The sequence below is a fragment of the Tsukamurella sp. M9C genome, from assembly GCF_020169415.1.
Taxonomy (GTDB): domain Bacteria; phylum Actinomycetota; class Actinomycetes; order Mycobacteriales; family Mycobacteriaceae; genus Tsukamurella.
This window is the reverse complement of the sequence record NZ_JAIULG010000078.1, coordinates 1-13,132: the sequence shown is the minus strand read 5'-3', so window position 1 is coordinate 13,132 and position 13,132 is coordinate 1. Positions and strand designations below refer to the sequence as shown.

The following is a 13,132-nucleotide window of genomic DNA, read 5'->3' as shown; positions in this document are numbered from 1 at the left end:
CCCCGCCACCACCGCCGGCGTCGCCGCCACCGTCGCGCGGGAACGCGGGGCTGTGGTGGGCGATCGGGGGCGTGGTGGTCGCCGTCGTGCTGCTCGTCGCGCTCGCGGCGGTGCTGATGGTGCGGGGCGCCGGCGGCTCGTCGACGACGGCGGGCTCCACGCCGGCTGCCTCGGGGAAGGCGAGCGCCTGCGGGCTCCCGGGTTCCAGCTCGACCACGCCGATCACCGACCGCGTGGTCTCGGGCCCGGTGTCGTTCCCGGTGGCGGCGGCGCCGGGGTGGACTCGGCAGGTCTACCAACTCTTCGCGCCCGGCGCACAGGCCGCGGGGCTGCGCACCACGGTGACCGGGCACAAGTGGGATGCGCACGTCGAGGTGGGGCTCACCACCTTCGCACCCAAGGTGCCGGTCGCGGAGGCCGCGCGCCGGATCATTCCGTGCATCGTCGCGAGTAGCCGGTACGACTCCTACCGGCCGCGGCTCGAGGGCCTGACCGGGCCGGAGGCGATCACCGTCGACGGGGTGCCCGCCGCGCGGGTCGTCGGCCGCATCCTCGTCAGTCGCGAGGGCCTCGCGATCCCGGGCGACGTGGTTACTGTTGTGGTCATCGACTCGGCGCCCCAGGCATACTTCGAGTCGGACACCCCGATCGGGGACACCGCCCTCGCGGCGGTGGCCCAGCAGGTCTTCGAGCAGCTCAAGGTGGCGAGGGACGTATGAGCAACCCGCAGGATCCGAACGGACAGCAGCCCGATCCGTACGCGCAGCCCGACCCGTACGCGCAGGGCGGCTACCAGTACGGATACGGGCAGCAGACGAATCCGTACGGGCAGCAGCAGCCCTACCAGCAGCAGGGATACCCGCAGCAGGGCTACCAGTACCCCGGCCAGCAGTACCCCGGGCAGGGGCAGCCGCCGCAGAAGCCGAACCGCACCGGCCTGTACGCCGCGATCGGCATCGCGGTGGTGCTGGTGATCGCGGTGGCGATCGCCGCGGTCCTGTTGGTCGTGAACTCGGGCTCCGACGAGGGCGACCGGACCGCCGCGCCGAGCGCGGGCCCCACCTCCGTCACACCCAGCACGGGCGGCGACTGCGGCGTGCCCGGCACCGGGCTGGCCTCGCCGATCACCGACCGCGTCGCCTCGGGCCCGTTGTCCTTCCCCGTCGCCGCCGCGCCGGGCTGGGAGCAGGAGAGCTACACCGTGTACGCGCAGAGCATCGCCGCCGCGGGCCTGCAGAAGTCGATGGGCGACGGCCAGCCCTGGCAGGCCGGTGCGGAGGTCGGCCAGACCAACTTCAACTCGAAGCTGGATCCGAAGGACGCCGCCTCGCGGATGATCCAGTGCATCGCGGACGGCGCCGGCTACAACAGCGTGACCTCCAAGCGGGTCGAGCAGTCGGCGGCGGAGTCGATCACCGTCGACGGCGTGCCCGCCGCGAAGGTCACCGGCAAGATCCTGGTCACGGGCGACAAGCTCACCGTCGCGGGCGACGACGTCACGGTCATCGTGATCGCCTCCGCGCCGCAGACCTACGCCATGCTCGTCATCCCGATCGGCCGCGACGACATGGCCGCGACGGGCAAGGCGATCATCGAGCAGCTCAAGGTCGCCAAGGATGTGTAGCCCCGCTGGCTAGGGACGCGCAGCGGGCCGCGGTCTATCGCGCGGAGGAGCTGGTCCGCGGCCTGTTCGAGCACGCGGGGGCGGGGCGCACCGTCGACGTGCTGGGAGTGCCGCTGACGCTGCCGCCCGAGGCCCGCTTCGCCTCCGTCGACTCGGTGCAGGCCTACGCCGACCGCGTCCTCGGCCCCGGCGCGGTCCGGGTGCGGGCCCGCGCGGGCGCCGCCGGCGCGCACTACGAGAGCGGTCCCGCCGGCCCGGTCGTCGCCGTCCCCGCCGGGCGCGACGGTGCCTGGGCCCTCCGCGAGCTGGTCGTCCTGCATGAGCTCGCGCACCACGTCGTCGCGTCCTCGGGCGCCGACGGCGCCGCCCACGGCCCGTCGTTCACCGCCGCCTTGGTCGACCTCGCCGCCCAGGTCTTGGGCCCGGAGGCCGGCCTGGCGCTGCGCATCGTCTACACCGAATCCGGCGTCGCCGTCGGCTGAGACGGCGCCTCATGGGGGATTCGGCGCCGCGCGGGGGACGACCGCCCCCTCACGAAACGCACGGCGTCCAGTGGGGGAGAGTTGGCGTCTGGTGGGGGCGCGAACGCGGCGCGGGGGACGACCGAGCCCCCGCCACACGCACGGCGCCCGGTGGGGGACCGAATCCTGGGGTGGGGATTGGGTGTCTGGTGAGGGATGGAACGTTGAGCGGGGGATTCGACACGGCGGGGTGCGATACGCCGCGGCCGAGTCCCGGCTGCAGGGGATTCGGCGCCGCGCGGGGGACGACCGACCCGGCCCGGGCGCAGCGCACCGTCGAACCACGATTTGGCGAACCCGCGCACCGTCGGTACTCTGGTCCCTTGGAATCCGGTGACAACCGGACCGTTCCACCGAAGACCGTCGGTCGTCAGGCGCAAGCCTGATCGAAGGTCCGGCCCCGAGCCGGCGACCCACGCAGGAGGACGAGGATTCATCATGAACCCCGTGCGCCCTGCGCCGGGGTTCTCGTCGTTTCAGGGCAAGGCCTCCAAAGACGGATGACACGTAGAGAGGAGGCGAAGTATGGCAAACGCCGAGAAGGTCGCAGCAGTCGCTGAGATCGCTGAGCAGTTCTCCAAGTCCACGGCCACCGTGGTCACCGAGTACCGCGGGCTGTCGGTCGGTTCCATCACCGAGCTGCGTCGTTCGCTCGGAGAAGGTGCTACCTACTCCGTCGCCAAGAACACCCTGGTCAAGCTCGCCGCCAAGGACGCCGGCGTCGAGGGACTGGACGAGCTGTTCGTGGGTCCGACCGCTATCGCCTTCATCGAGGGTGAGCCGGTCGAGGCCGCCAAGGCGATCAAGAAGTTCGCCAAGGACAACAAGGCCCTGGTCATCAAGGGCGGCTACATGGACGGCAAGGCGCTGTCCGTGGCCGAGGTCGAGCGCATCGCCGATCTCGAGTCGCGCGAGGTGCTCCTGGCCAAGCTCGCCGGTGCCATGAAGGGCAACTTGGCGAAGGCCGCAGGCCTGTTCAACGCTCCCGCTTCGCAGGTGGCCCGCCTGGCCGCCGCGCTGCAGGAGAAGAAGGCCGCCGAAGAGGCTGCCGCGTAATACCGCTGATCCAGCGAACCCCCTTCGGGTGCTCCGCACCCGAGAACCACCACCCTTGCCTCGCGGATCAGCGAGCAAGACTTAACGGAAGGACGCCACCATGGCGAAGCTCACCACCGACGAGCTGCTCGACCAGTTCAAGGAGCTCACCCTGCTCGAGCTCTCCGAGTTCGTGAAGGCTTTCGAGGAGACCTTCGAGGTCACCGCCGCTGCTCCGGTCGCCGTCGCGGCTGCCGGTGCGGCCCCCGCCGCCGGCGGCGCCGACGCCGCTGCCGAGCAGGACGAGTTCGACGTCATCCTCGATGGCGCCGGCGACAAGAAGATCCAGGTCATCAAGGTCGTCCGCGAGCTGGTTTCGGGCCTCGGCCTGAAGGAGGCCAAGGACCTCGTCGAGGGCGCCCCCAAGGCGATCCTGGAGAAGGTCGACAAGGACGCCGCCGAGGCTGCCAAGGCCAAGCTCGAGGAGGCCGGCGCGTCGGTTTCGGTCAAGTAATAACCGAACCGCACGTCAGTGCTGTAACCGCCCCGTCGCCCAGTGCGACGGGGCGGTTCTCGTTTTCCGACGGTGCCGCCCCGTCCGAATAGAACAGGTCCGGTACCGCCACCAGCGGGTACTGGGGTACTGTGCTCCCAGCGGTCTGTGGCGCGAGCCACACCTGGAAGCGACGAAAGGTCTCGACAGTGGGTGTCGAAGTAACTACCAAGAACCTGACGAAGTCGTTCGGGTCCCAGAACATCTGGTCCGACGTTTCGTTGACCCTGCCCGCGGGCGAGGTCTCGGTTCTGCTCGGCCCGTCGGGTACCGGTAAGTCGGTGTTCCTGAAGTCCCTGATCGGTCTGCTGCGCCCCGAGGAGGGCGAGATCATCATCGACGGCACGGACATCCTCACCTGTACGTCGTCGGAGCTGTACGAGATCCGCAAGATGTTCGGCGTGCTGTTCCAGGACGGCGCGCTGTTCGGCTCGATGAACCTGTACGACAACACGGCCTTCCCGCTTCGTGAGCACACGAAGAAGAAGGAGAGCGAGATCCGTCAGATCACGATGGAGAAGCTCGAGATGGTCGGTCTGATCGGCGCCGAGGACAAGCTCCCGGGCGAGATCTCGGGTGGTATGCGTAAGCGCGCCGGCCTGGCCCGCGCGCTGGTGATGGACCCGAAGATCATGCTCGTCGACGAGCCGGACTCCGGCCTCGACCCGGTGCGTACCACCTACACCAGCCAGCTGCTGATCGACATCAACGCGCAGATCGACTGCACGACGCTGATCGTCTCGCACAACATCAACATCGCCCGCACCGTGCCGGACAACATGGGCATGCTCTTCCTCAAGCACCTGGTGATGTTCGGCCCCCGCGAGGTGCTGCTCACCTCCGAGGAGCCGGTGGTCAAGCAGTTCCTCTCCGGCTCGATGATCGGCCCGATCGGCATGTCGGAGGAGAAGGACTCGGCGCAGATGGAGGCCGAGATGGCCCGCGTCGCCGGCGGCCACTCCGACGGTGGCGTCGACGTTCCGGACGAGATCGCCCCGCAGATGCAGCCCACCCCGGGCATGCCGCCCCGCAAGGGCGACGCCCGCCGCCGGGCCCGCGTCCGCCAGATCCTGCCGACCCTGCCGGAGAAGGCGCAGATCGCCATCCGCAAGGACCTCGGCGACGACCCGGCCGATTACGCCGCGACGGTCCCCGTGGCCGCCGCCCAGCAGTACGAGCAGGCGCCCGAGACGGCCCCCGTCTCCATCCAGAAGGAGTACGCCGGCGACGAGGCGCCGACGTCGGCCTACCCGGTGACGCAGGCGGACGAGAACCCCACCGACCACCTGCCGAAGGTCGAGGACGGGCGCTGACCGCACCGTCGTAGCAACCGCCGACACCGGCCCGGGAACGCTTCCCGGGCCGGTGTCGGCGTCTCCGGGGTGGGGTCGGCCCCGATATTCGAAGGAAATCGGCGGTTTCGCTTGACGTCCGCGCGGATTCGGGTCACAGTTATCGGCAGGACGCGATGTGCTCGTGTCCACGTGAGAGCATCTCTCGGGTGCCTCCGGCCCGCACGGCAGCCAGCCCGCGGCCGGGGCCGACGGCGCAGCCGACCGACGATGCCGGTGTTCGAAGAACGGCGCGCGTCATGCTTGCGCCCAAGCCCCTCGGGGCTTAGTCTGGACTGCCCCTTGCGGGGTGGTCATTCCTCTGTTAATGTTGGACGTTGCGCTGGCTGCCTCCTGCCCATCTGAATATTCGCCCTCGATTGGGGCCGTACTCTGCGGGTTGCCGTCAGCACAATTTTGGCAACGTTACTAGTCACAGCAGAGGACGCATCTTGGCAGTCTCCGTCTCCAGCCAGACTCAGAACGATCAGAACGACGCCGTGGTGCCCGGAGCGCCCAAGCGCGTGTCGTTCGCGAAGATCTCCGAGCCGCTTCCCGTACCGGGCCTGCTCGACCTGCAGATCGACTCGTTCGACTGGCTCGTCGGTACGCCCGCTTGGCGGGAGAAGGCCGCTGCGCGCGGCGAGGCACAGCCCACCGGCGGTCTGGAGGACATCCTCGCTGAGCTGTCGCCGATCGAGGACTTCTCGGGCTCGATGTCTCTCTCCTTCTCCGATCCGCGCTTCGACGAGGTCAAGGCCTCGATCGAGGAGTGCAAGGACAAGGACATGACGTACGCGGCGCCGCTGTTCGTCACCGCCGAGTTCATCAACAACAACACCGGCGAGATCAAGTCGCAGACCGTCTTCATGGGCGATTTCCCCATGATGACGGACAAGGGCACGTTCATCATCAACGGCACCGAGCGCGTCGTCGTCTCGCAGCTCGTCCGTAGCCCGGGCGTGTACTTCGACGAGAACATCGACAAGTCGACCGAGAAGCCGCTGCACAGCGTCAAGGTCATCCCGGCCCGCGGTGCGTGGCTCGAGTTCGACGTCGACAAGCGCGACACCGTCGGTGTCCGCATCGACCGCAAGCGCCGCCAGCCCGTCACCGTGCTGCTCAAGGCGCTCGGCTGGACCACGGAGCAGATCCTCGAGCGCTTCGGCTTCTCGGAGATCATGCGGTCCACCCTCGAGAAGGACAACACGGCCGGCACCGATGAGGCGCTGCTCGACATCTACCGCAAGCTGCGCCCGGGCGAGCCGCCCACGAAGGAGTCGGCGCAGACCCTGCTGGAGAACCTGTTCTTCAAGGAGAAGCGCTACGACCTGGCCCGCGTCGGCCGGTACAAGCTCAACAAGAAGCTCGGTCTCCCGGCGAACTCCGACGGCACGCAGCCGCTGGTGCTCACCGAGGAGGACATCGTCGCGACGATCGAGTACCTCGTGCGCCTGCACGAGGCACCGTCGGAGCAGCTCACCTACATGACCGTGCCGGACGGCGTCGAGGTCCCCGTCGAGGTCGACGACATCGACCACTTCGGCAACCGCCGCCTGCGCACCGTCGGCGAGCTGATCCAGAACCAGCTCCGCGTGGGCCTGTCCCGCATGGAGCGCGTCGTCCGCGAGCGCATGACCACGCAGGACGTCGAGGCGATCACCCCGCAGACCCTGATCAACATCCGCCCGGTCTCGGCGGCGATCAAGGAGTTCTTCGGCACCTCGCAGCTCTCGCAGTTCATGGATCAGAACAACCCGCTGTCGGGCCTGACCCACAAGCGCCGCCTGTCGGCGCTCGGCCCCGGTGGTCTGTCGCGTGAGCGCGCCGGCCTCGAGGTCCGCGACGTCCACCCGTCGCACTACGGCCGCATGTGCCCGATCGAGACCCCTGAGGGCCCGAACATCGGCCTGATCGGTTCGCTGTCGGTGTACGCGCGGGTCAACCCGTTCGGCTTCATCGAGACCCCGTACCGCAAGGTCACGGAGGGCAAGACCACCGACGAGATCGTCTACATGACGGCCGACGAGGAGGATCGCTACTACATCGCGCAGGCGAACGCGACCACCGACGCCGACGGTCGCCTGACCGACGACAAGGTGCTCGTGCGTAAGCGCGGCTCCGAGGTCGAGTTCGTCCCCGTCTCCGCCGTGGAGTACATGGACATCTCGCCGCGCCAGATGGTCTCGGTCGCGACCGCGATGATCCCGTTCCTCGAGCACGACGACGCCAACCGTGCCCTCATGGGTGCGAACATGCAGCGTCAGGCCGTGCCGCTGGTCCGTTCCGAGTCGCCGCTGGTCGGCACCGGTATGGAGCTGCGCGCCGCGGTCGACGCCGGCGACGTCGTCATCACCGAGAAGCCGGGCGTCGTGGAGGAGGTCTCCGCCGACTTCATCACCGTCATGGCCGACGAGGGCACGCGCAAGACCTACAAGCTGCGCAAGTTCGCGCGGTCGAACCAGGGCACCTGCGCCAACCAGCGTCCGATCGTCAACGCCGGCCAGCACGTCGAGGCCGGCCAGGTCCTGGCCGACGGCCCCTGCACCGACAACGGTGAGATGGCGCTCGGCAAGAACCTGCTCGTCGCGATCATGCCGTGGGAGGGCCACAACTACGAGGACGCGATCATCCTCTCGCAGCGCCTGGTGGAGGAGGACGTGCTCACGTCCATCCACATCGAGGAGCACGAGATCGATGCCCGCGACACGAAGCTGGGCGCCGAGGAGATCACCCGGGACATCCCGAACGTCTCCGATGAGGTGCTGGCCGATCTCGACGAGCGCGGCATCATCCGCATCGGCGCCGAGGTCCGCGACGGCGACATCCTGGTCGGCAAGGTCACCCCGAAGGGCGAGACCGAGCTGACCCCGGAGGAGCGGCTGCTCCGCGCGATCTTCGGCGAGAAGGCGCGCGAGGTCCGCGACACGTCGCTCAAGGTGCCCCACGGCGAGACCGGCAAGGTCATCGGCGTCCGCGTGTTCTCGCGCGACGACGACGACGAGCTGGCCCCCGGCGTGAACGAGCTGGTCCGCGTGTACGTGGCCCAGAAGCGCAAGGTCCAGGACGGCGACAAGCTGGCCGGCCGCCACGGCAACAAGGGCGTCATCGGCAAGATCCTCCCCGCCGAGGACATGCCCTTCCTGCCCGACGGCACCCCGGTCGACATCATCCTGAACACGCACGGCGTGCCCCGTCGTATGAACATCGGCCAGATCCTGGAGACGCACCTCGGGTGGGTCGCCAAGACCGGCTGGGACGTGCGCGACGAGAACGGGAACATCCCCGACTGGGCGTCCGCGCTCCCCGAGGAGATGTACAGCCAGCCCAAGGACACCAACACCGCGACGCCGGTGTTCGACGGTGCCCGCGATGAGGAGCTGGCGGGCCTGCTGGGCTCGACCCTGGCCAACCGCGACGGCGACGTCATGGTCGGCGCCGACGGCAAGGCGACGCTGTTCGACGGTCGCTCGGGCGAGCCCTTCCCGTACCCGGTGGCCATCGGCTACATGTACATCCTGAAGCTGCACCACCTGGTGGACGAGAAGATCCACGCCCGCTCCACCGGCCCGTACTCGATGATCACGCAGCAGCCGCTGGGTGGTAAGGCGCAGTTCGGTGGACAGCGCTTCGGCGAGATGGAGTGCTGGGCGATGCAGGCGTACGGCGCCGCCTACACCCTGCAGGAGCTGCTCACCATCAAGTCGGACGACGTGGTCGGCCGCGTGAAGGTGTACGAGGCGATCGTCAAGGGCGAGAACATCCCCGAGCCCGGCATCCCCGAGTCGTTCAAGGTGCTCCTCAAGGAGCTCCAGTCGCTCTGCCTGAACGTGGAGGTCCTGTCGTCCGACGGTGCCGCCATCGAGATGGCCGACGGCGACGACGAGGACCTCGAGCGCGCTGCTGCCAACCTCGGCATCAACCTCTCGCGCAACGAGAACGCCTCCGCCGAAGACCTCGCGAACTAGCCCCCGCCAACCGGACGAATTAGGAGAGAAGTGCTCGACGTTAACTTCTTCGACGAACTGAAGATCGGTCTGGCGACCGCCGATGACATCCGTAACTGGAGCTACGGCGAGGTCAAGAAGCCCGAGACCATCAACTACCGCACGCTCAAGCCCGAGAAGGACGGACTCTTCTGCGAGAAGATCTTCGGCCCGACTCGCGACTGGGAGTGCTACTGCGGCAAGTACAAGCGCGTCCGCTTCAAGGGCATCATCTGCGAGCGCTGCGGCGTCGAGGTCACTCGCGCCAAGGTGCGTCGTGAGCGGATGGGCCACATCGAGCTCGCCGCGCCCGTCACCCACATCTGGTACTTCAAGGGCGTCCCGTCGCGCTTGGGCTACCTGCTGGACCTGGCGCCGAAGGATCTCGAGAAGATCATCTACTTCGCGGCCTACGTGATCACCGAGGTCGACGAGGAGCAGCGCCACAACGAGCAGTCCACGCTCGAGGCCGAGATCACCTCCGAGAAGAAGGTGCTCGCGGATCAGCGCGACGTGGATCTCGAGAACCGCGCCAAGAAGCTGGAGGACGACCTGGCCGTCCTCGAGGCCGAGGGCGCCAAGGCCGACCAGCGCCGCAAGGTGAAGGACGGCGGCGAGCGCGAGATGCGGCAGATCCGCGATCGCGCCGGCCGTGCCATCGACGAGCTCGACGAGATCTGGACGACCTTCGTCAAGCTCGCGCCGAAGGACATGATCGTCGACGAGAAGCTCTACCGTGAGCTGCAGGACCGCTACGGCGAGTACTTCAAGGGCGCCATGGGTGCCGAGGCGATCAAGAAGCTCATCGAGAACTTCGACATCGACGCCGAGGCCGAGTCGCTGCGCGAGACCATCCGCTCGGGCAAGGGGCAGAAGAAGCTCCGCGCCCTCAAGCGGCTCAAGGTCGTCGCGGCGTTCCAGATGTCGGGCAACTCGCCGCTGGGCATGGTCCTCGACGCGGTGCCGGTGATCCCGCCGGAGCTGCGCCCGATGGTCCAGCTCGACGGTGGCCGGTTCGCCACGTCCGACCTGAACGACCTCTACCGTCGCGTGATCAACCGCAACAACCGCCTCAAGCGACTGATCGACCTCGGCGCGCCCGAGATCATCGTCAACAACGAGAAGCGGATGCTGCAGGAGTCCGTCGACGCGCTGTTCGACAACGGCCGCCGCGGCCGTCCGGTCACCGGACCGGGCAACCGCCCGCTCAAGTCGCTGTCCGATCTGCTCAAGGGCAAGCAGGGCCGGTTCCGCCAGAACCTGCTCGGCAAGCGCGTGGACTACTCGGGCCGTTCGGTCATCGTCGTGGGCCCGCAGCTCAAGCTGCACCAGTGCGGTCTGCCGAAGCTGATGGCGCTCGAGCTGTTCAAGCCCTTCGTGATGAAGCGTCTGGTGGATCTCAACCACGCGCAGAACATCAAGTCGGCCAAGCGGATGGTCGAGCGGCAGCGCCCGCAGGTGTGGGACGTCCTCGAAGAGGTCATCGCCGAGCACCCCGTGCTGCTCAACCGTGCCCCCACGCTGCACCGCCTGGGTATCCAGGCCTTCGAGCCGCAGCTCGTCGAGGGCAAGGCCATCCAGCTGCACCCGCTCGTCTGTGAGGCCTTCAACGCCGACTTCGACGGTGACCAGATGGCCGTGCACCTCCCGCTGTCCGCGGAGGCGCAGGCCGAGGCCCGCATCCTGATGCTGTCCTCGAACAACATCCTGTCGCCGGCGTCGGGTCGCCCGCTCGCCATGCCCCGTCTGGACATGGTGACCGGTCTGTACCACCTGACCACGGAGAAGCCCGAGGCGAAGGGCCACTACACGGCCGCCGCCAAGGACCAGCCCGAGACCGGCGTGTACTCGTCCCCGGCCGAGGCCATCATGGCCGTCGACCTGGGCGAGCTGTCGATCCAGGCGCCGATCAAGGTGCGGCTCACGCAGCAGCGCCCGGCGGCCGACGTCGAGGCGGAGCTGTTCGACGGTGCGTGGACCCGCGGTCAGGCCTGGACGGCCGAGACCACCCTGGGTCGCGTGCTGTTCAACGAGCTGCTCCCGGCGAACTACCCGTTCATCGACGAGCAGATGCCGAAGAAGCGTCAGGCCGTGATCATCAACGACCTGGCCGAGCGGTACCCGATGATCGTGGTCGCGCAGACCGTCGACAAGCTCAAGGACGCCGGCTTCTACTGGGCCACGCGTTCGGGCGTGACGGTCTCGATGTCCGACGTGCTCGTTCCCCCGAGCAAGAAGGACATCCTCGACCGCTACGAGGAGCGGGCCGACGGCATCGAGCGCAAGTACGCCCGCGGTGCCCTCACCTCGGGTGAGCGTCGCGACGCGCTGGTGGAGATCTGGAAGCAGGCCACCGACGAGGTCGGTAAGGCGATCGATGACTTCTACCCCGAAGACAACCCGATCACGATGATCCCGAAGTCGGGCGCCACCGGCAACATGACCCAGGTGCGGAACCTGGCGGGCATGAAGGGCCTGGTGACGAACCCGAAGGGTGAGTTCATCCCGCGTCCCATCAAGTCCTCCTTCCGCGAGGGCCTGACGGTGCTGGAGTACTTCATCAACACCCACGGCGCTCGTAAGGGTCTGGCCGATACCGCTCTGCGTACCGCCGACTCGGGCTACCTGACCCGTCGTCTGGTCGACGTCTCGCAGGACGTCATCGTCCGCGAGACCGACTGCGGCACCAGCCGCGGCATCGTCGTCCCGCTGGCGGAGGTTCAGGCCGACGGCTCGCTGATCCGCGACGCGCACGTCGAGACCTCGGCGTACGCCCGCACGATCGCCGAGGACGCGGTCGCCAAGGACGGCACCGTCGTCGTCGAGCGCGGCCACGACCTGGGCGACCCCCAGATCGAGGCGCTGCTCGAGGCCGGCATCGCGGAGGTGAAGGTGCGCTCCGTGCTCACCTGCACCACCGGCACCGGTGTCTGCGCCACCTGCTACGGCCGCTCGATGGCGACCGGCAAGCTCGTCGACATCGGCGAGGCCGTCGGTATCGTCGCCGCGCAGTCGATCGGTGAGCCCGGTACCCAGCTGACGATGCGTACCTTCCACCAGGGTGGCGTCGGTGACGACATCACCGGCGGTCTGCCGCGAGTCACCGAGCTGTTCGAGGCCCGTGTCCCCAAGGGCAAGGCCCCGATCGCCGAGACCTCCGGCCGCATCCGCCTGGAGGACGACGACCGGTTCTACACGATCACCATCACGCCGGACGACGGCAGCGAAGAGGTCGTGTACGACAAGATCAGCAAGCGCCAGCGCCTCCGCGTGTTCAAGCACGAGGACGGCTCCGAGCGTCTGCTGGCCGACGGTGACCACGTGCAGGTGGGCCAGCAGCTCCTCGAGGGCGCTGCCGATCCGCACGAGGTGCTGCGCGTCATGGGCCCGCGTCAGGTGCAGGTGCACCTGGTCAACGAGGTCCAGGAGGTGTACCGCTCGCAGGGTGTGTCCATCCACGACAAGCACATCGAGACCATCGTGCGGCAGATGCTGCGTCGCGTGACGATCATCGATTCGGGTTCGACGGAGTTCCTGCCCGGCTCGCTCACCGAGCGCGCCGAGTTCGAGGCCGCGAACCGTCGCGTCGTCGCCGAGGGCGGCGAGCCCGCGGCCGGCCGTCCGGTGCTCATGGGTATCACGAAGGCTTCGCTCGCGACCGATTCGTGGCTGTCGGCGGCCTCCTTCCAGGAGACCACCCGCGTGCTCACCGACGCCGCGATCAACACCCGCTCCGACAAGCTGGTGGGCCTCAAGGAGAACGTCATCATCGGTAAGCTCATCCCGGCCGGTACGGGCATCAACAAGTACCGGAACATCCAGGTGCAGCCCACCGAGGAGGCCCGCGCGGCCGCGTACTCGGTGCCGACCTTCGACGACCAGTACTACGGCCCGGAGGGTGCGTTCGGCGCCCCGTCAGGCGCCGCGGTGCCGCTCGACGATTACGGCTTCTCCGACGGCTACCGGTGATCTGAGTAGCTAGCCGAATCCGGCCCCCGATCTGCTTTGCAGGTCGGGGGCCGTTTTCGTTTGTCCGACGGTGACTGGTGGCCGGGCCGGGCGGGGGCGTCGCTGCTCAGGGC

7 protein-coding genes and 1 pseudogene are annotated in these 13,132 nt (G+C 68.2%); all 8 read left to right on the top strand.

All coding sequences use genetic code 11. The features are described 5' to 3' along the window. The coding region (locus tag LB823_RS22965; RefSeq protein WP_224651970.1) for a hypothetical protein at positions 1 to 719 on the top strand (719 nt) is incomplete at its 5' end. After that, the gene (locus LB823_RS22960; RefSeq protein WP_224651968.1) at positions 716 to 1,624 is read left to right on the top strand and encodes a hypothetical protein; all 909 of its coding nucleotides are present in this window, start codon (positions 716 to 718) and stop codon (positions 1,622 to 1,624) included. The genes LB823_RS22965 and LB823_RS22960, both read left to right, overlap by 4 nt. A gap of 5 nt (positions 1,625 to 1,629) precedes the next feature. Next, positions 1,630 to 2,106 carry a TIGR04338 family metallohydrolase gene (locus LB823_RS22955; RefSeq protein WP_224651972.1) on the top strand — a complete coding sequence of 159 codons (477 nt, stop codon included), beginning with the start codon at positions 1,630 to 1,632 and terminating at the stop codon, positions 2,104 to 2,106. A 564-nt stretch (positions 2,107 to 2,670) separates the two neighbouring features. Continuing rightward, positions 2,671 to 3,201 carry a 50S ribosomal protein L10 gene (gene rplJ, locus LB823_RS22950; RefSeq protein WP_224651966.1) on the top strand — a complete coding sequence of 177 codons (531 nt, stop codon included), beginning with the start codon at positions 2,671 to 2,673 and terminating at the stop codon, positions 3,199 to 3,201. 100 nt (positions 3,202 to 3,301) lie between these two features. Further along, positions 3,302 to 3,694 carry a 50S ribosomal protein L7/L12 gene (gene rplL / locus LB823_RS22945; RefSeq protein ID WP_224651964.1) on the top strand — a complete coding sequence of 131 codons (393 nt, stop codon included), beginning with the start codon at positions 3,302 to 3,304 and terminating at the stop codon, positions 3,692 to 3,694. Between the two features lie 188 nt (positions 3,695 to 3,882). After that, a complete protein-coding gene (locus LB823_RS22940; RefSeq protein WP_224651962.1) occupies positions 3,883 to 5,046 on the top strand; it encodes an ABC transporter ATP-binding protein in 1,164 nt (387 codons plus the stop codon). A gap of 435 nt (positions 5,047 to 5,481) precedes the next feature. Continuing rightward, positions 5,482 to 9,032: pseudogene (rpoB, locus tag LB823_RS22935) on the top strand (DNA-directed RNA polymerase subunit beta). Between the two features lie 30 nt (positions 9,033 to 9,062). After that, the gene (locus LB823_RS22930; protein ID WP_224651958.1) at positions 9,063 to 13,019 is read left to right on the top strand and encodes a DNA-directed RNA polymerase subunit beta'; all 3,957 of its coding nucleotides are present in this window, start codon (positions 9,063 to 9,065) and stop codon (positions 13,017 to 13,019) included. Positions 13,020 to 13,132 lie beyond the last annotated feature (113 nt).